Source organism: Microcoleus sp. F10-B2 (assembly GCF_036704965.1).
In the GTDB taxonomy this organism is placed as follows: domain Bacteria; phylum Cyanobacteriota; class Cyanobacteriia; order Cyanobacteriales; family Microcoleaceae; genus Microcoleus.
On record NZ_JAUBTB010000001.1, the window covers coordinates 150,917 to 173,285 of the forward strand.

17 protein-coding genes are annotated in these 22,369 nt (G+C 45.1%); 6 read left to right on the forward strand and 11 right to left on the reverse strand.

Annotated elements, in window-relative coordinates; all coding sequences use genetic code 11:
- Positions 1-233: 233 nt before the first annotated feature.
- From QUA99_RS00690 to QUA99_RS00700, 3 genes are all read right to left on the reverse strand, one after another.
- The gene (locus tag QUA99_RS00690) at positions 234-575 is read right to left on the reverse strand and encodes a hypothetical protein (RefSeq protein WP_333234500.1); all 342 of its coding nucleotides are present in this window, start codon (positions 573-575) and stop codon (positions 234-236) included.
- 80 nt (positions 576-655) lie between these two features.
- Complete coding sequence (locus QUA99_RS00695) at positions 656-1,573, reverse strand: hypothetical protein (RefSeq protein WP_333234501.1); 918 nt, start codon at positions 1,571-1,573, stop codon at positions 656-658.
- A 303-nt stretch (positions 1,574-1,876) separates the two neighbouring features.
- A complete protein-coding gene (locus QUA99_RS00700; RefSeq protein WP_333234502.1) occupies positions 1,877-2,182 on the reverse strand; it encodes a hypothetical protein in 306 nt (101 codons plus the stop codon).
- Between the two features lie 85 nt (positions 2,183-2,267).
- Between QUA99_RS00700 and proS the strand changes: the two genes are divergently transcribed.
- The 3 genes from proS (at position 2,268) to QUA99_RS00715 (ending at position 9,557) form a co-directional block, all read left to right on the forward strand.
- Positions 2,268-4,073: a proline--tRNA ligase gene (gene proS, locus QUA99_RS00705; RefSeq protein WP_333234503.1), complete on the forward strand. Its 1,806-nt coding sequence runs from the start codon at positions 2,268-2,270 to the stop codon at positions 4,071-4,073.
- A 336-nt stretch (positions 4,074-4,409) separates the two neighbouring features.
- On the forward strand, positions 4,410-7,382 hold the full coding sequence (locus QUA99_RS00710) for an adenylate/guanylate cyclase domain-containing protein (protein WP_333234504.1): 2,973 nt from the start codon (positions 4,410-4,412) through the stop codon (positions 7,380-7,382).
- Positions 7,383-7,496: 114 nt separating this feature from the next.
- A complete protein-coding gene (locus tag QUA99_RS00715; RefSeq protein ID WP_333234505.1) occupies positions 7,497-9,557 on the forward strand; it encodes an adenylate/guanylate cyclase domain-containing protein in 2,061 nt (686 codons plus the stop codon).
- 84 nt (positions 9,558-9,641) lie between these two features.
- Here the strand turns inward: QUA99_RS00715 and rpmB are convergent, their stop codons facing one another.
- The 6 genes from rpmB to rppA all read right to left on the reverse strand — a co-directional run bounded on the left by rpmB (position 9,642) and on the right by rppA (position 15,068).
- A complete protein-coding gene (rpmB, locus tag QUA99_RS00720; RefSeq protein WP_015177569.1) occupies positions 9,642-9,878 on the reverse strand; it encodes a 50S ribosomal protein L28 in 237 nt (78 codons plus the stop codon).
- 245 nt (positions 9,879-10,123) lie between these two features.
- Complete coding sequence (gene htpG, locus QUA99_RS00725; RefSeq protein WP_333234506.1) at positions 10,124-12,112, reverse strand: molecular chaperone HtpG; 1,989 nt, start codon at positions 12,110-12,112, stop codon at positions 10,124-10,126.
- A gap of 253 nt (positions 12,113-12,365) precedes the next feature.
- The gene (rppB, locus tag QUA99_RS00730) at positions 12,366-13,697 is read right to left on the reverse strand and encodes a two-component system sensor histidine kinase RppB (protein WP_333234507.1); all 1,332 of its coding nucleotides are present in this window, start codon (positions 13,695-13,697) and stop codon (positions 12,366-12,368) included.
- A gap of 20 nt (positions 13,698-13,717) precedes the next feature.
- On the reverse strand, positions 13,718-14,065 hold the full coding sequence (locus QUA99_RS00735) for a type II toxin-antitoxin system PemK/MazF family toxin (protein ID WP_333234508.1): 348 nt from the start codon (positions 14,063-14,065) through the stop codon (positions 13,718-13,720).
- A complete protein-coding gene (locus QUA99_RS00740; protein ID WP_333234509.1) occupies positions 14,062-14,292 on the reverse strand; it encodes a hypothetical protein in 231 nt (76 codons plus the stop codon). Before QUA99_RS00740 ends, QUA99_RS00735 begins: the two co-directional genes overlap by 4 nt.
- An 86-nt stretch (positions 14,293-14,378) precedes the next feature.
- A complete protein-coding gene (gene rppA / locus QUA99_RS00745) occupies positions 14,379-15,068 on the reverse strand; it encodes a two-component system response regulator RppA (protein ID WP_333234510.1) in 690 nt (229 codons plus the stop codon).
- A 206-nt stretch (positions 15,069-15,274) separates the two neighbouring features.
- Here rppA and QUA99_RS00750 point away from each other — a divergent pair, with 206 nt between their 5' ends.
- The 3 genes from QUA99_RS00750 (at position 15,275) to QUA99_RS00760 (ending at position 18,497) form a co-directional block, all read left to right on the forward strand.
- On the forward strand, positions 15,275-16,279 hold the full coding sequence (locus QUA99_RS00750) for a multicopper oxidase domain-containing protein (protein ID WP_333234511.1): 1,005 nt from the start codon (positions 15,275-15,277) through the stop codon (positions 16,277-16,279).
- A 157-nt stretch (positions 16,280-16,436) separates the two neighbouring features.
- A complete protein-coding gene (locus QUA99_RS00755) occupies positions 16,437-17,465 on the forward strand; it encodes a helix-hairpin-helix domain-containing protein (protein ID WP_333234512.1) in 1,029 nt (342 codons plus the stop codon).
- 87 nt (positions 17,466-17,552) lie between these two features.
- On the forward strand, positions 17,553-18,497 hold the full coding sequence (locus QUA99_RS00760) for an FTR1 family protein (RefSeq protein ID WP_333234513.1): 945 nt from the start codon (positions 17,553-17,555) through the stop codon (positions 18,495-18,497).
- A gap of 114 nt (positions 18,498-18,611) precedes the next feature.
- Here the strand turns inward: QUA99_RS00760 and QUA99_RS00765 are convergent, their stop codons facing one another.
- Complete coding sequence (locus QUA99_RS00765; RefSeq protein WP_333234514.1) at positions 18,612-19,091, reverse strand: hypothetical protein; 480 nt, start codon at positions 19,089-19,091, stop codon at positions 18,612-18,614.
- Positions 19,092-19,130: 39 nt separating this feature from the next.
- Positions 19,131-22,244, reverse strand: coding sequence for an efflux RND transporter permease subunit (locus QUA99_RS00770; protein ID WP_333234515.1), 3,114 nt, complete (start codon positions 22,242-22,244; stop codon positions 19,131-19,133).
- Between the last annotated feature and the right edge of the window lie 125 nt (positions 22,245-22,369).

Genomic DNA, 22,369 nt, shown 5'->3' on the forward strand with positions numbered 1-22,369 from the left:
ATTGAGATGAGTAGTAAATCAGTTCTCTAGTTATCTCATCCTTACTGCTTATTATGGCTGTGGAAGCTAAAAAATAAATCCGTCTAAAGTCAGAAATCAGTCTTTCTGGGACTAATAGCAGCAGAGTTCGCATAAAAGTGGCAAGTTTGAGGCGGGGGGCGATCCCCACCAGTTCTAAATAGTAGTAAAGTGCGATGTGGTGTACTCTACATATCGTAGAGTGCGCTAGCGAGTTAGGATTCCGTTGGATTTTTAGGCTCAAAACGAGCGAGTAATTCCGATCGATCGAGCTGCATACTCAGTCGCGCGATTTCAAGAAATTCTAGTTGAATCAAAGGCTCAATTATTTGGGCTAATTCTTCATCAATTTCGCCAAATCTTACTTGTAATATACTTTCAAGATTCTGGCGTTTACCTTGCTGAATACCTTCCTCGATTCCTTGCTCGATACCTTGCTGAATACCTTGCTCGATACCTTGCTGAATACCTTGCTCGATACTTTGCTGAATACCTTGCTCGATACCTCGCTGAGTTGCTTCTTCAAGCCGTTGTAAATAGAGCGGTGACAGTTCCATAATTAACTCCAGATTTTCTCAATAATAAATAGTAAAGTGATATTTAGCGCACTCTACAATCGGTAGGGTGCGCTGCTGAGTCAGGATTCCGGTTGATTTTTTTGTTCAAAATGAGCTAGCAATTCAGAGCGATCGAGCTGCATAATCAGCCGCGTGATTTCGAGGGCTTCTAGTTGAATCAAGGGCTCGATTATTTGGGTTAATTCTTCATCAATCTCGCCAAATTTTACTTGTAGCAGACTCTCAACCATCAGGCGTTTAGTGCGCTGCATACCTTGCTCGATACCGCGCTGAGTTGCATCTTCCAACCGTTGCAAGTAGAGGGGTGACAGTTCCATAATTAACTCCCGATCTTCTCGATCTATGTCTTGGCGGACTTCTAAAATAGTTCGCAAGTTGTACAACAATTCTAACGCATTCAACCGAAAGACATTATCTGAGGGTAACTCTCTCAATTCGGCAATAGCTTGCTTCTGCACGTTTCCCTTCCCTAAAACTCTCAGCCACAGGGTTTCTGGAGTCCGGGGGAGTTGGTGAATGGCAATAATCGCTGCTTTCAGAGACGCACCCAGAAAATAAACTCCACTTACCCAATTTTCCGGTTCGGGAATCGCTCGAAATCCAGCTAGCATCGTATCGGAAACAGTCGGCGACAGTATCCAGAGTTGGGGCAAGTCTGCCTCTGCAATACGGGTATTTTCTCTAGCTGCGGCGCGTTCAAATTCGCCGTGGATATCGAAGAGTTTGCCCAGACAACTGCGAATTTCTCCGCTCTGGACTGGACTGCGGAAGGGTTCAAATACAGCGGGTTTTGCTGCGATTTGACCCAGAATGCCGAGGGCTGTTGCTTCGACTTCCGGTTCTGCTTTCGGGGAAAATAAAACGTCAACCTGCCTCACTTCTCCAGCAACATCTCGGCTGGTTTCTACATTACCGAGAGGAGTTAATAGTTCTTTCAAATACTGTTTAGCAAATTGGTCGTGGATGAATCTGGTCATGCGATTTTAGATTTTAGATTTTAGATTTTAGATGGGGAATTAGTTACTGGATATGGGTTTGGCGCTTGCCTAAAGTTGCATGGTTTTTTGAATCAGGTCAATCGATTTGAGATTTGAGATTTGAGATTTTAGAATTGAAGCATTGAGCTCACGGATAAATTCGGGGGGCAAGTTTCATCGGATACAGGTTTTTTATTTGTCCACGGATGAATCCGGGGGCTTGTATCCTGGATGCTTGATTGTCATTAGAATGTAACTGCGGGTCATTCAACAAAAATGATATCGGGTGCGCCGCAGCCTAGGCTACGAATTTTTGCCGCAGCATTTACCCTCACAGTTGCGAAGGCTGCGAATACAGCCGTACTCCTCGAAACGTTGACTGTGTTTGCGAACAGTAGGATAGGCAAGTAAATTGAAAGGAATTCCGGTTAGTTTGTAAAACAATCGACCAGCAGCATGAACAATATCCCAAATTTCGCTTGAATTAGGTTCTCGAACAAATTCTTTTATTTCATCTTTTAAAGCAAGCCACTGAGATTGCACAGTAGGAGAGTGACAATTATCAAATACTCCCATACCTTTTTCGTAGTTTTGCCAAATTTTATTCATATATTTAATCAAATCCGCCTCACGTCTGATAATATCAGAAGTTAATCTGAGATTACAATCATTCGGTATTTTAAGGAAATCAGCTATGCGACTCTCTCAAATGCTTTTTGTCACCCTGCGCGAAGACCCCGCAGAAGCAGAAATTCCCAGCCACAAACTATTACTCCGTGCCGGATATATCCGGCGCATCGGTAGCGGCCTTTACGCTTATCTCCCTTTGATGTGGCGAGTTCTCAAAAAAGTCTCTCAAATTGTCCGCGAAGAAATGGACGCTACCGGCGCTCAAGAATGTCTCCTCCCGCAATTGCAACCGGCAGATTTGTGGCGGGAATCCGGCCGCTGGGATACCTATACTCAAGCTGAAGGTATTATGTTTGCCATGACAGATAGGCAGCAGCGAGAATTGGGACTGGGCCCAACGCACGAAGAAGTGATTACTACAATTGCTAAAGATATGATTCGTTCCTATCGGCAATTGCCTTTACATCTTTATCAAATTCAAACTAAGTTTCGCGATGAAATTCGCCCGCGTTTCGGGTTGATGCGCGGTCGCGAATTCATTATGAAAGATGGCTATTCTTTCCACACTAACGAAGAAAGCCTGAAAAAAACTTATCAGGATATGGCTCAAGCTTACAGCAATATGCTGCGCCGATCGGGCTTGCAATTCCGAGCAGTCGATGCTGATTCTGGCGCAATTGGCGGTTCTGGTTCTCAAGAGTTTATGGTGTTGGCAGAAGCGGGAGAAGATGAAGTTCTCTATACTGAAGACGGTCAGTATGCAGCTAATGTGGAAAAGGCTGTATCGATGCCTGCTGATGCCGAACCATCGCCCTTTGCAACTTTTGAAAAGCTGGAAACGCCGGGAACTGAAACAATTGATAAACTTTGCAAGTTTTTGAAATGTTCTCCGACGCAAGTTGTCAAAAATGTGCTTTACCAAGCTGTTTACGACAATGGCATGACTGTTTTGGTATTGGTAAGCATTCGCGGCGACCAAGATGTGAATCAGGTAAAATTGCTGAATGAATTGACGAAGTTAGCGGGCAATTATCAAGCTAAAACTGTTTTATTTTTGACTGTTCCCGATGCGGAAGCTCAGCGGAAATGGGCGGCTAAATCTTTACCTCTCGGTTATATGGCTCCCGATGTTGCTGATGATTATATCGCTGGGAGCAAGGAGGTAAACTCTAAGTTTTTGCGTTTAGTCGATCGCACTGCAGTTGACCTGACAAACTTTGTTACCGGTTCAAACGAATCAGGATACCACGTTGTCGGGGCGAATTGGAACAAAGAATTTCCCCTACCAGCAACGGTTGTAGGTGTCAGAAGCGCCAAAAAGGGCGATCGGGCCGTGCACAACCCCGAACAAACCTTGCAAAGCGCCAGAGGCATCGAAGTCGGTCACATCTTCCAATTAGGAACCAAATACTCCCAAGCAATGGGCGCCACCTACACCAGCGAACAAGGCGAAGAAATGCCCTTTGTGATGGGCTGCTACGGCGTCGGCGTGTCGCGGCTAGCTCAATCGGCCGTAGAACAATCCTACGACAAAGATGGGATAATTTGGCCGGTGGCGATCGCCCCGTATCACGCCATTATTAGCATCCCCAATATTTCCGACGCCCAACAAGTAGAAGTCGCCGAAAAACTCTACGCAGAACTCAATCAATCTGGGATTGAAACCTTGCTAGATGACCGCGACGAACGAGCCGGAGTTAAATTCAAGGATGCCGATTTAATCGGGATTCCCTATCGCATTGTTCCGGGCCGTTCCCTGAAAGTCGGTAAAGTTGAAGTCGTGGAAAGAGCAACTCACAAATCACATGAAATTCTTGTTGATGAAGTCAATTCTACTTTGAAACAGTGGATTGAAGCCGCCATCAAATAAGCCTTTTTAATTGGTAAGGTGCGCTAGGCGCACCTACATTTAGGCTCGCAATGTGCGCGGTGAACGCCCTAAATTAGCTCCCCTCTTGGGAGCATCTCAATGAAAGCAGCAAAGCTAGAAATAGGAGTTTGGAGGCTCTCTTGCTGCGAGGCAGGATGCAGAAGGAAAGAGCAAGAAAGAAGGAGCCAGAAGAAGTGTTTTTACAAATATGAGGTTCTCCCCCCTTTTGCTTCTTCCCTCTTCCCTCTTCCCTCTTCCCTCTTCCCTCTTCCCTCTTCCCTCTTCCCTCTTCCTTCTTCCTTGAGATGTGAAATTATCTAAAACTTAAAACTCGATATGAATCTGAACCTAAATCAGTTTCTTCGATTCCCTCAATCCCGAATTGGGCGGTACTTAGCCCAAGTAACGGTCGTTGCTGTCGTTTACGCCGTGGGGGCGAGGCTAGCAATTTCAATTCAAGGTGTTAGTCCCTTTGCTTCCTCGGTGTGGCCACCCGCAGGAATTGCACAAGCTGGACTGTTATTATTTGGGAGTAAAGTCTGGCCTGCCATAGTTTTGGGTACATTTTTGCTCAATTTGGTTAACCCAAATGAACAGATATTCGCGGTTTGGTTGGGAGGAAACGCCGGGGCGATTCTGCAAGCTGTTTTTGCAGTAACTGCCCTGCGTTGGCTCGGGTTTCGTCCATCTCTCGCTCGCTTGAAAGATGTAGTTAATTTAATATTGTTTGGCGGTCTAATTTCTACTCAAATCAGTTGCACTATTGGCGCGTTTTCTATATATTTAGCCGGAAAAGTAGATTGGGCAGGATATTGGTTGCTTCGGTGGAATTGGTGGTTGGGAGACACAATGGGAGTTTTAATTTTCACTCCCTTAATCCTAATATTTATTCGCCCTAAAGTAACCGCAGATCGTTTAAAAATACAAACAGATAGCAAAAAAAAATATTTAATTGGGCGGGGAGTATGGTTAATATTATTAATCGGGGCGAGCTGGCTGGTCTTTGAGTCGAAACATGAAGCTTCTATTGCTCGTTATCCCCTAGAATATTTGCCATTTCCTTTGATAATTTGGGCGGCGATCGAATACGGTCAGCGAGCCGCTGTCCTCGCATCGTTTGTTGTCTCAATCATCGCAATTTTTGGCAGTTCTCATGGAGGGGGGCCCTTCACAGCCAAAGCCGACAATATTAATCAGGCTATCTTATTTTTACAAGCTTTTTTGGCTGTAGTTACAATTACCTCGCTGTTATTGGCCGCGACAGTAGCTGAACGGACATCAGCGGAGTATTCTTTACGGGAGAGCGAAATTAAATATCGAGAATTGGTGGAAAATGCTAACAGCATTATTCTGAAATTGGACGGAGACGGCAATATTACTTTTTTTAACGAATTTGCAGAAAATTTCTTTGGTTACAAGGAGGAAGAAATCCTGGGGAAAAATCCAGTGGGAACAATTATTCCCCACAGAGACCTCGAAGGGAATAACTTAGAGTTGGTTTATAATGAAATTTTACAGAATCCCGCTCGCTTTATCAGCTATGAAAATGAAAATATGCGGCGGAATGGCGATCGCGTTTGGGTATCTTGGGCAAATAAACCGCTGGTTGATTCAGCGGGAGAACTCCTGGGAATCCTCTGCATCGGCACAGATATCACCGATCGCCGAAAAGCTGAAATAGCGCTGCAAAAGCTGAATGAAAAGCTCGAAATCCGAGTTGAAGAGCGGACAAATGCCCTGAAACAAAGCGAACTTCAGCTACAAAAACAGAAATCGGCATTAATTGATTTAGCCAAAAATAAAGCGCTGAATCAAGGCGACTTAACAAAAGCGCTTCAAGAAATAACTGAAACTGCTAGCCGTACTCTGGAAGTTACCCGATCGAGCGTCTGGCTGTACGATCGCACTAAATCCAAGATCGAGTGCCTGGATTTGTTCGATAGCGCTCTCAACCAACATTCACACGGCTTGGAATTAGCGGCAGCAGACTATCCTGTCTATTTTCAAGCACTGCGAGAAGAACGCGCAATTGCTGCCTTTGACGCACAAAAAGATTTTAGAACTAGAGAATTTGCGGAATCTTACCTAATTCCGTTCGGCATCACTTCCATGCTAGATACGCCGATTCAAATAGGCGGAGAAACAGCAGGAGTTGTCTGTTTAGAACAGGTAGGAATGCCCCGCTATTGGACGATTGAAGAACAAAGTTTCGCTGTTTCTCTAGCAGACTCTGTAACTTTCGCAATGGAAGCGCGAGAACGCCAGCGTGCTGAAGAAGCGCTGCGGCAAGCTGAGGCAAAATACCGCAGCATTTTTGAAAATGCGATCGTCGGCATCTTTCAAACTACTCCAGATGGGGAATATCTCAGCATCAATCCTGCTTTAATTCGTATTTACGGTTACAGTTCCTCTGAGGAGTTGAGGCGCAACTTAACTAATATTAACCGCCAGCTATATGTAGACCCAGAACGCCGCGCCGAACTCATTAATTTAATGCGAAAAAACGGCAAAATATCAGATGTTGAATCTCAAGTTTACCGCCAAGATGGCAGTATCATTTGGATTTCTGAGAATGCTTATACTGTCTGCGACCGAGATGGAAATTTGCTTTATTACGAAGGTACTGTTCAAGATATCACAACTCGCAAACAAGCTGAGGCAGCTTTGCGCTTAGAACAAGAAAAATCCGACCGTCTCCTACTCAACGTTTTACCGCAACCCATCGCCGACCGATTAAAACAAGACCAAAGCATCATCGCCGATACTTTTTCCGAAGTAACAGTATTGTTTGCAGATATAGTGGGTTTTACTCAAATTAGTTCCAAAATTTCTCCGCCGGAATTAGTTTCCTTGCTTAACGATATTTTTTCCACATTCGATCGCCTAGCAGAAAAGCACGGATTGGAAAAAATCAAGACGATTGGCGACGCCTACATGGTAGTAGGAGGGCTGCCCATGCCCCGCAGCGATCATGCAGAGGCGATCGCCCAAATGGCCCTCGATATGCAGCAAGCAATTATTGACTTCAGCCATACCCACAATCAAGATTTCAGGATCAGAATCGGCATCAACAGCGGCCCAGTTGTCGCCGGAGTAATCGGTATTAAAAAATTTATTTACGATTTGTGGGGAGACACCGTTAACACCGCTTCCCGTATGGAATCTCACGGCTTACCGGGGTGTATTCAAGTCACGTCGGCCACTTATGAGCGATTGCAAGACAAGTATTTATTGCAAAGTCGCGGCACAATTGAAGTCAAAGGCAAAGGCGAGATGAACACTTATTTTCTTACAGGGAGCAAGTTATAGCAGAAGGAATAATTTACAAGGGATAAGCAATATAATAACTCATATTTCAGCAATTAAAAATCTCATAATATTCCGGCGCGGTTGCTATAGTTAGTTAAACATATAACACTCAGTATGAACCCAAACAAAAATCAGTTTCTGCGATTTACTCAATCTAGAAATTGGCAATACTTAGCAAAAGTAGCTGCCATTGCTTTTGCTTACGCTTTGGGAGCAAAAATAGCAGTTTCAATCCCCGGCGTAAATAAATTAGCTACCTGCGTCTGGCCGCCCGCAGGAATTGCCCAAGCTGCAATGTTATTATTTGGTAGCCGCATTTGGCCGGGAATAGCTTTAGGCGTATTTTTTTACGAGACTATTAACCTTCAGGTATCTTTAACACTTGCAGCAATTAGTGCCTTTTGCGCTTGTTTACAAGCTTTGTGCGCATTTACTTTGCTGCAAAAGCTCAAGTTTCGCCCCTCACTCCATCGGCTGATCGATGTAGTCAATTTAGTCTTTTGCGGTGCTGTAGTTGCCACTCAAATCAACTGCACTCTCGGCACGCTGCGGCTTTGTGTAACTGGTTTAGTTGACTGGAGCCAATATTGGCAAATTCGCTGGAATTGGTATCTAGGAGATACATTAGGAGTTTTAATTTTTACTCCCCTGCTGTTGATTCTATACAACCAAAAACAAGCGCCAAGCACTTCACAAATTTCAGGTTATCAAACTATTGTAAATCGCATCAGTTCCGGAATATGCCTGCTGTTATTAGTAACAGTGAGTTGGCTAGTATACAACTCAAAAACTGAAAGTAATCTCTCCGGTTATCCCCTCGAATACTTGCCATTTCCCTTAGTAATTTGGGCAACCATTCAATTCGGTCAGTGCGGGGCTGTTTTAGCATCTTTCATTGTATCCAGTATCGCCATTTGGGGAGGTTCTCAGGGAAGCGGCCCCTTTATTGCCAAAGCGGAAAATATCAATCAGGCTATCTTATTTTTGCAGGCTTTTATGAGCGTAATTGTAATTACATCTCTGCTGTTAGCCGCCACTGTAGCCGAACGCGCCTCAGCAGAGGATTCGCTGCGGCAAAGCGAAATTAAGTATCGGGAATTAGTCGAAAATGCTAACAGCATTATTTTAAAAATAGATACGGAAGGAAATATTACTTTTTTTAACGAATTTGCACAGAAATTTTTCGGTTTCGACGAAAAAGAGATAATTGGCAAACACGCAGTGGGAACAATTATTCCCGAGATAGATACAAAAGGAAATGACTTAGGAGCAAAATTGAGAGATATTTTGCAAAACCCAGAACAATACACGCGAAATGAAAATGAAAGTATCCGACGCAGCGGCGAGCTGGTTTGGGTATCGTGGGCAAATAAACCGCTGTTTGACGCGGCAGGAAAGTTCGCAGGAATGCTGGGAATCGGTACGGATATCACAGAGCGAAAGCGAGCTGAAATGGCGCTTTACAAACTCAATGAAGAGTTAGAATTTAGAGTGAAAGAACGAACTAATGCTCTGAATGATACTTTAAATGCACTGCGAGTTCAACAGGAACAATCAGAACGCTTACTGTTGAATATTTTGCCTGAAGAAATAGCAAATCGGTTGAAGCGGGGAGACAGTACGATCGCAGACACTTTTGCTGAAGTTACTGTCTTATTTGCGGACATAGTAGGCTTTACTCAACTCAGTTCGCTAGTTTCTCCAACGCAATTAGTAGCCTTGCTGAATGACATCTTTTCGACATTTGACAACCTAGCAGAAAGGCACGGTTTGGAAAAAATTAAGACGATTGGCGACGCTTACATGGTAGTTGGAGGGCTGCCAATTCCTCGCCCGGATCACGCAGAAGCTATTGCAGAAATGGCCCTCGATATGCAGGAGGCCATTACTGACTTCAGCAATACCCACAGCCAAGCTTTCAGCATCAGAATCGGCATCAACAGCGGCCCGGTTGTCGCCGGAGTCATCGGGATTAAAAAATTTATTTACGATTTGTGGGGAGACACCGTTAACACCGCTTCCCGCATGGAATCTCACGGGTTGCCGGGGAGTATTCAGGTAACAGAGACAACTTATCAACAGTTGCAAGAAAAGTATTCCTTTGAAAACCGCGGCGCGATCGAAGTTAAAGGCAAAGGCCAGATGACTACTTATTTACTGCAATGCCGAAAATAGCTTTAGTAAAGGTTTTTCTCTAAAAGTAAGGGCGATCGCACTGTCAAGTGTGCGATCGCCCTCATTTTAATTTAGCCAAGTTTTTTAAAGCTTGTACAGGTTAATTCCAGCTTCCTTCGCCATGATTTCTAAACCCTTGTTTTGCAAGGTTTTAATCGCCTTTGTAGAAAGGTGCAATCTTACCCAGCGCTTCTCCTGCGGCCACCAAACCCGCTTCCACTGCAAATTTGCGTCTTGCAATTTGTGAGTGCGGTGGTGCGAGTGAGAAACTGCAAAACCGTTATTAGCCTTCTTCCCCGTTAGCTGACATTTCCGTGACATATTGCTCTCCAGATTACCGTTTTTTGCGTGCAGCCTTTTATTATATAGCAACAGCGCAGAACCCCCCTAGCCCCCGTTGTTAAGGGGGGGACAAGAAAACCCCCGATCGCCCGCTCAGCAAGGGAAATAAACTCTTGCTCCCCCTTGACCAACAGAAATAAACTGATTAGGTAAAGCTCCTGCTCCTACTAACAAAAATAAACTCTTGCTCCCCCCCTTAGCAAGGGGGGGTTGGGGGGGGTTAATTACATAGCACGTTCAGTCAACTTTGTCAAGACTTGATTCGAGCGCTCGACAAACTCTTTCATCCCTTCAGCATCGAAACCCTTCTGGGCCATCAAAGCCAAGTCGTAAACGTGGTGACAAATCATACTCGCCAACTCGGCAGACGGAGACTCGCCGCCACCTTGAATAATCGCACCCTGACTCAAACTAGCCAAATTTTGAATCAGCGGGTGAGAGGTATTCACCAACAAAACGTGTTCTTCGGGGAATTCCGCCGCTTGCTGCTGCAACAGCGCCGTCATGTCGCGCATCCGGCGCAAAGCTTCCGGCAAAAGTACGATCGCAGGTGGCGTCGCCTCCGCAGAGTCAGACTTCAAAGCTTCTGTGCGAATGTTCACTTTCGGCTTATTGAGAGCTTTTTGGAACATTTCTTTAACTTGTTCGCTGCGAGTTTTATTCGTCGCAGGATCGACAATTTCCGCTTCTTTCTCTTTGTCAATTAGCGTTTCGTCGATGTCGGCATCAACCCGCGAGAATTTGACATCTGAGTATTCTCTTTCCAAGAAGCTGATAAAGTGCGTGTCGATGAAAGAATCCATAAACAGCACTTCTAAACCTTGGCTTTTGTGCATAGCAACGTAAGTTGCTTGAGACGCCGGATCTGTACAATAAAACACCCGATTTTCGTGGCGTTTTTGATTGCGTTCCAAATACTCTTTTAGAGTCGTGTAAGGCTGCGTGGAACTAGACTTTTCCGACTTCGGAGTGACATCTTGCCACAAATCTCCTTCCTCTGTTTGCACCTGAACTTCGGGCGTTGCAGTTTCTGGCTTGTCGGCTGTTGGTTCGTAAGTGCTGCGGTAGATTAAAATATCTTCGACTTGCTTTTTGAACTTGTCATCGTTGAGAGTTCCAAACTTGACAAAAGTGCCAATATCTTGCCAGCAGCGGATGTATTCGTCACGGTCGTCGCGGTAGAGTTCTTTCAGGCGATCGCCCACTTTTTTCGCAATATAATCAGCGATTCTCCGTACAGTGCGATTGCTTTGCAAAGAACTGCGAGAAACGTTCAGCGGAATGTCGGTACTGTCAATAACTCCCCGCAGCGGCATCAAGAATTTCGGGATAATTTCTTCGCAGTGGTCGCTGACAAAAACCTGGTTGCAGAATAGCTTAATATTGCCTTGGGTAACATCGACATCCGGCCGCAGTTTTGGAAAGTAAAGAATGCCGTTGACAATAAAAGGATAATCTGTATTCAGGTGTACCCACAGCAGCGGCTCGTCTTGGAACGGGTAAAGGTAGCGGTAAAGTTCTAAGTAATCTTCTTTTTGCAAATTGCTGGCTGATTCCCGCCAAATTGCTTTGTGCTTGTTGAGTTCTTCTCCTTCAAATTTGATGGGAACGGGCATGAAATCGCAGTAAGTTTTGATTAACTGCTTAATGCGACTGGGTTCTACATATTCTTGTTCTTCGTCTTGGAGGGTAAGAGTAATAGTAGTGCCGCGTTCCGTGCGGGAAGATTCTGATAGTTCAAAAGCGGGAGAACCGTCGCAAGACCAGTGTACTGCTTGGGAGCCTTCTTGGTAAGAAAGAGTATCAATCTCTACTTTCTTCGCCACCATGAAAGAAGAGTAGAAACCTAGGCCGAAGTGACCGATGATTGCGTCGTCGCCGCTGCCTTGGTATTTTTGAATAAATTCTTCTGCGCTGGAGAAAGCGACTTGGTTGATGTATTTTTTTACCTCATCGGCGGTCATGCCGATGCCGTTATCGGAAATTGAGAGGGTTTTGTTTTCTTTGTCGATCGCTATGTTGATTTGCGGTTCGCCCATGTCGCCGCTGTATTCGCCGGAACGGGAAACCATTTTGAGTTTGGCAATGGCATCGACGCCGTTAGAAATTAATTCCCGCAAGAAGACTTCGTGGTCAGTATATAGCGACTTCTTGATAATCGGGAAAATATTTTCGGTATGGATTGAGATTGTTCCCTGTTCTAAAACTGTCATAATTTTTCTCTCTGATGACTGCTAATTGCTGAGAAATAGCTATTTAATTATTTTCGGCGATCGTGATCTCTTCTGCAAAAGGGATTACCACAAAAAGATGATTCGGTTTTCCCCACATCTTGCACAATTGTCAATAAGCCTTTCACTGGCGGGCAGGATGCCCACCCCACAACAAGAATCACTCTTCGCTTCACAGGCCCGAAAGCCTGTTCTCGAACATGGTGCAAGATGTCAGTTTCCCTCACATAGTAGCTCACAAAGGTAACTGCAAGAGAAAGGTGCTGCCGGAACCCAATTCGCTGCGGGCGCTGAGGCTGCCCCGGTGCGCGCGGGCGATGGTTTGGGCGATCGCCAATCCCAGTCCCGAACCGCCAGTATGGCGCGATCGATCGCTGTTGACTCGGTAAAATCGATCGAATATTCGATCTAAATCTGCCGCCGCGATCCCAATACCGGTATCTTGAACCTGAACGATCGCCTCCTGGTGGGTGCAATCTAAAATAACTGTTACTTTCCCGCCCGCCGGAGTGTATTGAATGGCATTAACAATTAAATTAGCAACTAAGCGATAAAGTTGGTCGGAATTGCCGACAACATTTAATTGCTGCTGCACTCGCACTTCGGATGTTAACGCTACCTTAGAAGCGATCGCCATTGCTGCCAATTCCTCGACTAAATCGCTAACCAGGTCATTCAAACAACACAATTGAGGGCGATCGCGTATCGCTTGATTATCCATCCGAGCCAGCAGCAGCAAATCAGCCACTAACTGAGTCAGTCGTCGGTTTTGGCGATCGATCGTCCGCAAAATTTCCCGCGCTTCTTTTTCATCTAATTGAGGCGTCAACAGCGCTGATTCTACTGTCGCCTGCGAAGCCGCTAAAGGCGTCCGCAATTCATGAGCTGCATCCGCTGTAAACTGTTGAATTTGTCGGTAGGAAGAATAAATCGGTTTCATGGCTAATCCTGCCAATAACCAACTAGCAAAGCCTATCAAAATCAATGCTGTAGGCAATCCTAATTTCAAAACCCATTTCACTGTACTGAGATAATCATTGAAGTCTTGCAGGCTCCGCCCAACTTGAAAATATCCCCAATCTTGCTGTGTTTGGGTGTGTAGCGCTACAGAAATTTGGTGGTAAACATTGCCTTTGGCGTCAGTTATTGTTTGCCAGTATTGGGAGTTAAATTCTGGTGGTAATTCTTCGGGATAAGCGCCTGCGGTAGCAATTAATTTGCCCGAATCATCAAATAAACGAATATAGTAATAGCCTTGGTTGATAGCGCTTAAAATATGGCGGCTTGGCAACTGTTCTGTAATGCCTTTAACTCCCATTAGGCGGAGGTTGGGCAAAAGTTCGTTTACTATGGGTTCCAAGCGTCCGGGCTGCTGCAATTTGAGTTCTAGGCTGTCGTGTAGCGTCCCCGCTACCGATTCTAATTCGCGGTCTATGGCTACCCAGTGAGCGTGGGCGATCGCCTTATATACGCCAAATCCCAGCAAGCTTAAAATCAAACCCATTACTGCTGCATAGGAAATGGCTAATTGCCAGCGCGTTCGGTTAAATAGTTTATTTTGATTCACATTGAGTCTAGCGCTCTTTTTTAAGGTAAATATCCCAAGGTAAATAATACATTATTTTCTAATTTTACCAAGATATCTGAATTAACTTCACCAATTTTATTTCGCAAGCGTGTTTTATCCAAAACTCGCATTTGATGGCACAATGCAACGGAATCTTGAGTCAATCCTCCCTCACCGCTGGGAATGAAAACACATGAAGGGAGAGAAGCACGGCGCAGATTAGTTGTTAGAGGAATACTGATAACAGTAGTCGTGTATCTCGCAATAGTATCGTTCTGGAAAATAATTATGGGACGTACACCTGCCTGTTCGGAACCTTGTGTAGGATCTAGGGCTGCAATCCAGATTTCACCTCGTCTGACTGTCATGCCAAATCCTCATGTTTTAGGAGTTCTGCATATTCGCTTATTCCGAGTTCCGCAAGTTGTCGGTCTTCTTCGGCAAATTCGCCGTAGAGTGCAGCTAAGTTAGTTTCATCGATTGCTGGAATAGTAGCTAATCGGGCACGGAATTTTAGGAAGGCAATAAATTCAAATACTTGTTTGAGTTGTTCTAGATCGAGCTTTTCTAACTCTTGTTGGATTAAATCTTTCATAGCAGTCATTTTGACGATCGAGTTTTCTATATTATAGCCAGATACTGGAAACGAGATATAATCCGCCCGCTGTTGCCCCTACCGCTTTAATTTCTCATGCGGTATCCGACGCCGTGTACAGTTTCAATTAAATTCGTGCCGCCAACAGACTCAAGTTTTCGCCGCAGCAAGCGCACTTGAGCTGCTACCACATTGCTAAAGGTATCTGCACTCGCCTCCCATAGCTGATTCCGAATTTGGTCAGTGGTGATAATTTGGTTGGGATGTTTCATAAAGTATTCTAGCAGTTGAAACTCTTTGTTTGTTAGAGAAATTATCTGGCTGTTACCACTTCTATCGAGATGGCACACAGTTCGATTTCCGCAGTCCAAAACCAGATTTCCTACCTGTAGCTGTTGCGGTTGAATTTGGGGCGATCGCCTTTGCAAAGCCCGCAATCTAGCTAATAGTTCCGCCATGCCAAACGGTTTAACTAAATAATCGTCAGCTCCGGCGTCTAGTCCCGAAACTTTATCTTCCATTCGGTCTTTTGCTGTTAGCATCAAAACTGGCAGAGCGCTATTTTTAGCACGCAATCTCCGTAGCAGTTCCAATCCTGACAATCCTGGTAGCAACCAGTCAAAAATAGCCAGGTTATATTGCATCCAGTGACTGTCTAAATATTCCCAAGCTTCACTGCCATCCAAAGCCCAATCAACTATATATTTTTCCTGCTTTAAGGTTCGCTCGATCGCTTTTCCTAAATCTGGCTCATCTTCAACTAGCAAAACTCTCATAACTCTAATTTATAGCGGTCAATCCTTATACATTGTTAGCGATCGGCAGCATCTACCCCAATCTTTAAGCTCACATACTGAGATGAAATCAGCATGAAATTTTCTGAATTCGCAGAAAAAGAGAACTGTTGACAATAATTGACAACAAGCTGGTAATGTCTTATAATCAACCACGAGTGAATATTTGAGAAAATTTTTCAATAAGTATGACAGATTTATCCGATCGTCCCGGCATGAAAAAGCCGGGGCGCTGGAGTCGCCGCCAACTGCTACAGCTAGGAATAGCTGGTGCTGGGGTAGCGGGCAGCGCGATCGCACTTCAAAACTTGACTCGCAAACCGACATCAGTGGCGAGAATTCCGCCAATCCCGGCAGATGCACTCACCGTCAGCAATATCAACCCGATGCAAATTGCGCGGGATTTTGATTACGGCACGGTGACGCGCGAAAACGGGCGCACGGTTCGGGAATTTCGCCTGGAAGCTAATACTTCGATCGTCCAACTTAACAGCGCCGTCACTTTCAACACCTGGAACGTTAATAATCGCGTGCCGGGGCCGACATTAAGGGCAACAGAGGGCGATCGTATCCGCGTCATCTTTTCTAACAAAGGTGGACATTCTCACTCGCTGCACTTTCACGGCATTCACCCCACAGAAATGGATGGGGTTAAACCAGTGAGAAACGGTTCGGTATTTATTTATGAATTCGATGCTAATCCTTACGGAGTGCATCTATATCACTGCCATATTGCTCCCGTAACACGCCACATCGGTAAAGGACTTTATGGAATGTTCATCATCGATCCGCCAAAACCCCGTCCTCCCGCTGATGAAATCATGTTAATTATGGGGGGATATGACGTAAACGAGGACGAAAAGAATGAACTTTACGCTTTTAACGGGTTGCCCAATTATTATATGAATAACCCGATACCTATTTACAAAAATCAGTTAATCCGGCTCTACGTTCTCAACCTGATTGAGTACGAAGCAGCAGTAACGTTCCACTTGCACGCCAACTTTTTTGACGTATATCGCACGGGAATGACTTTAACTCCCAGTGAAAGAACTGATGTCATCACCATGGGAGTAGCTGAAAGACATATCTTAGAATTTACTTACGGCTACCCTGGAAAATATATGTTTCATCCCCATCAAGATGCGATCGCCGAAGCTGGCTGCATGGGTGTATTTGAAGTCATCACTTAAACCGCATCCTGCTACCAGGGTGCGCCGATTCAAATAAAGTATGAAATTATTTGACAAGCTCGATCGCAAATAGGTAGAATGAATAGCTCACAAGTTGAGAATTATTCTTAATAACTTGTGAGTCCAAATGCACCTAAAGTAAAAATTAGCAACTGCCATGTTACCATCCTTTCGCTTATTACCGACCGCCACTGCTACAGCCATCCTCGTTGCTCTGACCGGTTGCGTTTCCCCCACAGCCAGCAACACCGACAGCACATCCTCACCCGCTGCCACAGCCAGTCCCGCATCCACAAGCGGTCACAGCATGAACCACGGCGGCAAAGGCGGCATCAACATCAATACTGCCATTCTTTCAGAGTTAGATAAACTCGAAGCCAAGTTAGGAGTACCGGCACTTTCTAACAAAATTCAAGCCAGCCGCCCTTACGGGAAAGTCGAAGAATTGGTTTCAAAAAATGTCATTACTCAAGCCCAATTCGACCAAATCAAAGACTTGGTAACTATTGAAAATGTGGTGCTGACAGGCGAACCCAAAGATGTAGACTACATGACTAAACTCGGCTTGATGAAAGGGCATCTTTTCGTAGCCCAAGAACTCTTGGATCAAGGCAAACCAGACCAGGCAGAACCGCACATCGGGCATCCAGTCGAAGAAATTTATGCCGATGTGGAAGATCAGCTAAACGAGCGTAAAATTCCCGAATTTAAGGCTACTTTAATTAAATTGCAGGATTTAGTTAAAGCAGGTGCAAAAGATCCGGCTCAAGTGAATGCGGAATTTACCACATCCATGCAAGCTGTAGATGGAGCAATTGCCGCCCTTCCCGAAACGCAGCGAAAAGATCCGAAATTCGTGCTGCAAGTGATTAACGGCTTGCTGGATACAGCTAATTCCGAATACGGAGCGGCAGTTGCTAACGGCAAAATTTCCGCAATTATTGAATATCAAGATTCGCGGGGTTTTGTCATGTACGCGGAAATGCTGTACAAAGATATTGCCGAGCAAGTGGCTAAAACCAGCCCCGAAATTGACAAAGCAATTGTTGCAAACATGAATGAACTGAAGACAAATTGGCCAACTGCGATCGCACCCCCCGCCCCCGTAAAAACAACCGAACAAGTCAACCAGCTAGTTAAAGCGATCGAAAGCGACAGCCAAAAAGTTCTCAAACCAGCATCCTAAAAACACCACTCTCATCAAGAGCGGTAATTGGTAAATAATCTGCCAATTACCTCGCTCATTAACCACTCTCATTCCCACCATAAAAAAATGAATTTTGGCGAAGCATTGCCCACATTTGTAATTACCCTCCGCGAAGGAGTCGAAGCCGCCTTAGTTGTCGGAATTGTTCTAGCTTGCCTCAAAAAATCACGACAAAGCTATTTAAGCCCTTGGGTTTTTGGGGGGGTGGGAGTTGGACTTATTGCCAGCGCTTTGATAGGTGTACTGTTGGTCTGGACGATGCAAATTTTGTCCGCATCCAATCAGCCTTTTGCACCGATTATGGAATTGCTGCTAGAAGCAATCTTTGGGCTGATAGCAATAGCAATGCTGAGCTGGATGCTGATTTGGATGACCAAGCAAGCGCGATTTATGAAAGCCGAAGTTGAAGGCGCTGTAAGTGCTGCTTTAACGCAAAACTCTCATGCCGGTTGGGGCGTATTTAGTTTAGTTTTTATTGCTGTTTTGCGCGAAGGGTTTGAAACTGTTTTGTTTGTCGTCGCCAAGTTTCAACAAGGCATTATTCCAGCCCTCGGCGCTTTGGCGGGCATTCTCTCAGCCACCGGACTTGGTGTCCTGCTGTTTAAATGGGGAGTCAAAATTAATATCCGCCTGTTTTTCAAATATATGGGCATTTTATTGCTCTTCATTGTAGCAGGCTTAGTGGTATCTACTTTGGGACTTTTTGACAGCGCGATGAATATTTTATCGCAAACAAATCGCGAATCAGCAGCACTGTGTTTCTATTACGAAAGATTTACTAAAATCCACTCTTGCATTCTCGGGCCGATGGTCTGGAATACCTCGCAACTGCTTCCCGAAGAAAAGTTTCCCGGTTTGTTGTTGAGTGCGCTGTTTGGCTACACGGATAAGCTATATGTCGTGCAGGCGATGGCTTATTTCGTCTTTTTAATTACCGTCGGCGGCATTTACTTTCAAAGTTTGGCAGGTAGAGTGTTTTTCCCGTTCAAAAAAACTCAGTTAATGAAATAGGAAACTAAGTGCGATCGAAATACGATCGGCTTTGTAGTCGAAATGCAGGAGGCAGTTGTTTGTGGCTAATAACTAATGCGCCCCTAAGTTAGAGCGCATTAGGAAATCAGCTATCTATTGATTGAATGTAAAACGACCGTCAACTTTTTCTCCGTTAATATCCGCAGTAACTTTCACGGGATAACTTCCTGCATCTTTGCCGGGAAACACCACAGCGTAATGTTTGCCCTCAGCATCATACTTGAGAGCTAGGGTTTGCTGCTTTCCATTCGGCAACTGCACTTGAGCCGTCACTTTGGCATTAGGAACTGGTTCCTTTTTCTCCCCTTTTTGCAAAAAAACATCTAAATGAGTTCCGGTAGCTTCTTTTTCAGGTACAAACTCTAAATAGTAAGCTCCAGACTTTACAACTTGTCCCCCTTTAGTTGCTGTTGCAGGAGGAGTGGCGGGGGCTGAAGACGCAGGTTGAGAGGCGACAGGAGGGGAGGCTGGAGTGCTATTTGGATCGCTTGCTTGGTCGCCTTTACTGCAACCTCCCAAAAACAGCAATCCGACACTACCGAGAATAACTAAGCTAGACTTGAGCGATTTCATTGGTTTGACTCCTTGCTAACTGACAATAATTAGAAAATATCACACCTTAACTACATTCCCGTCTTCAATAACTGGCTGAGGTTGTTGAGGTCGTAAAAAATGCCCAAATTGAGCATACAAAGCTGGCAAAACTAACAGAGTTAAGGCTGTAGAAGTAAATAACCCTCCTAAAACTACGACAGACAGCGGTTGCAAAATTTCCTTGCCCGCCCCGCCTTCAAATACTAAAGGTGCTAAACCCAAAGCTGAAGTTAAAGCGGTCATGAGGATGGCGTTGAGCCGTTCCATCGAACCTTTAATAATTGCTTCCTTAAAAGGCAGTCCTTCAGCAAATTTAGTGTTGTAGTTGTCTACTAAAAGCAAGCCGTTACGGGTAGCAACGCCGAATAATGTGACAAAGCCAACCAGGGAAGCTACAGAGATGATGCCGCCAGTCAAAGCTACCGCAATTACTCCTCCTACTAATCCGATCGGCAAATTAATCATAATCATAGCAGTTGAAGGAAGGGACTTGACGGACAAGTACATCAATACTGTAATTACCAAAAAGGCGATCGCACTAAATATCATAATATTTTGCGAAGCTCTTTGCTCAGCTTCAAATTGACCGCCGTACTGGATAAAATAGCCAAAAGGCAACTCTACCTCTCGTTTGACTTTAGCTTGAATTTCATTCACAACCGATCGCAAATCTCGACCTTTAGCATTAGCCGCCGCTACAATCAAGCGAGAAACATTCTCGCGGTTAATTGTATTGGGGCCCGTACCGTATTTAACAGTCGCAACTTGGGCGAGGGGAATCTTGTTACCGCTTGGAGTATCAACCAACAAATTCTGAATAGTTTCTAAGTTATTTCGGGCTTCCGGCTGCAACCAAACAACTAAGTCAAAAGTTTGCTGCACCTCCAAAACTTGAGAAACAACTTTGCCGTTTAAAGCTATCTCAATTATTTCAGAAAGCTCTCCGATTTTCAAACCGTATCTACCCGCAGCTTGACGGTTAAACTTAATTTGAATTTGTTGCACTGGCACCTGCGGTTCGAGTTGCAAATCCACAATTCCCTCAATTGTTTTCATTTGCTCTTCAACTTTGGCACCGATGCTGCGAAGCTGATCCAAATCCGGGCCAAAGATTTTGACAGCAATCTGGCTTCTGACACCAGATAAAACCTCATCCATCCGGTGAGAAATAAAACCGCCGATATTTGGTGCAACTCCCGGCAATTTAGCAAACTCCTGCCGCAGCGCTTCCAAAGTTTTCGGCCTGTTTTTCATGCCCTCCTCGCTTAAACCAATATCAATGTGAGCCAAATTAACTCCCGCAGCATCAGCATCACCCGGAGCTCTGCCCGATCGCACTTGCACGTATTGAAACCTGGTATCATCCTTAAGTGCATCTTCGATCGCAAAAGCCGCGCTATCTGTTGTCTCCAAAGACACCCCCGGATAAAGCTGAATAGTATTCACCAAAGTTTGCTCCTGAAACTCCGGCAAAAACACCCGTCCAAAGGAGGGCAAAATAATTAATGCCACCACCATACTAGCAGCAGCAAAAGCTAAAATAATCGCCGAATAACGCATTGATATCCTGATACAAGAATGATAAATATGCTTGCAAAATCTCGGCAACCAAGGTTCTTTACCACTCATACGTTTGTTAGGCAATAAAATAGCGCAAAGGGCCGGAGATATTAACAGCGATTCCAGACTAGAAATCACCACAACTACCAGATAAGTAATCCCCATCGGCGTAAAAATGCGACCTTCTACACCGGGCAAAGTAAAAATTGGCGAAAACACCACAATGCCAATAACAGTCGCTCCAATTAACGAATCGCGCACCTCTTGACTGCCGTCAAAAATCACATCCATCACCGGGCGCGGATGAAGAGAAGACGTATTTTCTCTCAAATTGCGGTAGGTATTTTCCGCATAGACGATCGCATCGTCGATCGCAGTGCCGATCGCCACGGACAAACCCCCCAAAGTCATCGTATTCAGCCCCAGCCCCATCCAATACATCGCCAGCAGCGCCAACAGCCAAGTCAGAAAGAAATCTAGCAAAACAACCGCCAGAGTGCGCCAATTCATCAAAAACGGGATGAGAATCAGGGTGACGATAATGCTACCTTCAACTAAAGCCGATCGCACATTCTCCACCGAGGAATTAATATATTCTTCCTGTCGAAAAGTCACAGTAACTTTAATATCTTTTGGCAGAGCTTGCTGCACCTCAGCCATTGCTGCCTCAACCGCTTTCGTTACCGTCGGAGTATCAGCAACTGGCTGTCTGTTTACCATCACAATCACAGCTTTTTTGCCGTTAAAACTGCCATCGCCCCGCTTGATTGCAGCACCAATCTTGACATCAGCCACATCACTAATTCTGACGGGTGTTCCGTGGCGAGAGGCGATCGCCGATTGCTGCAAATCTTCCAGAGACTCAATCCGCCCCACCCCCCGGATTAAAGTTTCTCGATCCGGCGTAATTAAATACCCCCCCGGCGCGTTAACATTCGCAGCCGCCGCCGCTTCAGCTACTTGCTGCAAAGACACATTAAAAGCTTTCAACTTGGCAGGTTCTACTAATACTTGATACTGCCTTTCTTCGCCTCCATAAGCCACCACTTGAGCAACGCCAGTCACTGCCAAAAGCCGATTTGTGACTTGCCAGTCAACAAGACGCCGCACTTCCATCAAAGGAGTAGTTTCTGACGTAAAAGCATAGGTAATAACAGTGCCCACAGGAGAAGTTGTGGGAGAAATTTGTGGTGTTTCTACCCCAGCCGGGAGTTTGCTTTGCGCTTGCTGCAACCTTTCTGTGATCAACTGCCGCGCTTGATAAATTTCAGTTCCCCAATCAAAGATTACCTTAACCGCAGAAAGGCCCACAGCCGAAGACGATCGCACTGCTGTCACCCCAGGAGTTCCATTAATTGCACTTTCGATCGGCAGTGTTACTAAAGACTCGATTTCTTCCGGCGCGAGTCCCGGTGCTTCCGTCTGAATTTCGACTTGCGGGGGTGCAAAAGGAGGGAAGACATCAAGGGACATTTGGGGGATGATAGAAAATGTCCACAGACTAACAATAATCGTGGCGACAACGACTAGCCAGCGACGGTTAATTACCCATCTCAGAATTGTGCTGAACATTTTATGATTTTATAGAGGTAATGACTACCAGCCACCGTTGGGCGATCGACCATTTAACAATAAAATTTAGCCGATATTAAAGGCTCCGGCTGCCCTAGCTTTTCCCGCGATTCCTTGGCTGAACA

Bases quoted from the DNA above. Each gene is read 5' to 3' on its own strand.
- QUA99_RS00690 (WP_333234500.1), bottom strand. From the start codon at position 575: ATGGAACTGTCACCGCTCTATTTACAACGGCTTGAAGAAGCAACTCAG.
- QUA99_RS00695 (WP_333234501.1), bottom strand. From the start codon at position 1,573: ATGACCAGATTCATCCACGACCAATTTGCTAAACAGTATTTGAAAGAA.
- QUA99_RS00700 (WP_333234502.1), bottom strand. From the start codon at position 2,182: ATGAATAAAATTTGGCAAAACTACGAAAAAGGTATGGGAGTATTTGAT.
- proS (WP_333234503.1), top strand. From the start codon at position 2,268: ATGCGACTCTCTCAAATGCTTTTTGTCACCCTGCGCGAAGACCCCGCA.
- QUA99_RS00710 (WP_333234504.1), top strand. From the start codon at position 4,410: ATGAATCTGAACCTAAATCAGTTTCTTCGATTCCCTCAATCCCGAATT.
- QUA99_RS00715 (WP_333234505.1), top strand. From the start codon at position 7,497: ATGAACCCAAACAAAAATCAGTTTCTGCGATTTACTCAATCTAGAAAT.
- rpmB (WP_015177569.1), bottom strand. From the start codon at position 9,878: ATGTCACGGAAATGTCAGCTAACGGGGAAGAAGGCTAATAACGGTTTT.
- htpG (WP_333234506.1), bottom strand. From the start codon at position 12,112: ATGACAGTTTTAGAACAGGGAACAATCTCAATCCATACCGAAAATATT.
- QUA99_RS00735 (WP_333234508.1), bottom strand. From the start codon at position 14,065: ATGACAGTCAGACGAGGTGAAATCTGGATTGCAGCCCTAGATCCTACA.
- QUA99_RS00740 (WP_333234509.1), bottom strand. From the start codon at position 14,292: ATGAAAGATTTAATCCAACAAGAGTTAGAAAAGCTCGATCTAGAACAA.
- rppA (WP_333234510.1), bottom strand. From the start codon at position 15,068: ATGAGAGTTTTGCTAGTTGAAGATGAGCCAGATTTAGGAAAAGCGATC.
- QUA99_RS00750 (WP_333234511.1), top strand. From the start codon at position 15,275: ATGACAGATTTATCCGATCGTCCCGGCATGAAAAAGCCGGGGCGCTGG.
- QUA99_RS00755 (WP_333234512.1), top strand. From the start codon at position 16,437: ATGTTACCATCCTTTCGCTTATTACCGACCGCCACTGCTACAGCCATC.
- QUA99_RS00760 (WP_333234513.1), top strand. From the start codon at position 17,553: ATGAATTTTGGCGAAGCATTGCCCACATTTGTAATTACCCTCCGCGAA.
- QUA99_RS00765 (WP_333234514.1), bottom strand. From the start codon at position 19,091: ATGAAATCGCTCAAGTCTAGCTTAGTTATTCTCGGTAGTGTCGGATTG.
- QUA99_RS00770 (WP_333234515.1), bottom strand. From the start codon at position 22,244: ATGTTCAGCACAATTCTGAGATGGGTAATTAACCGTCGCTGGCTAGTC.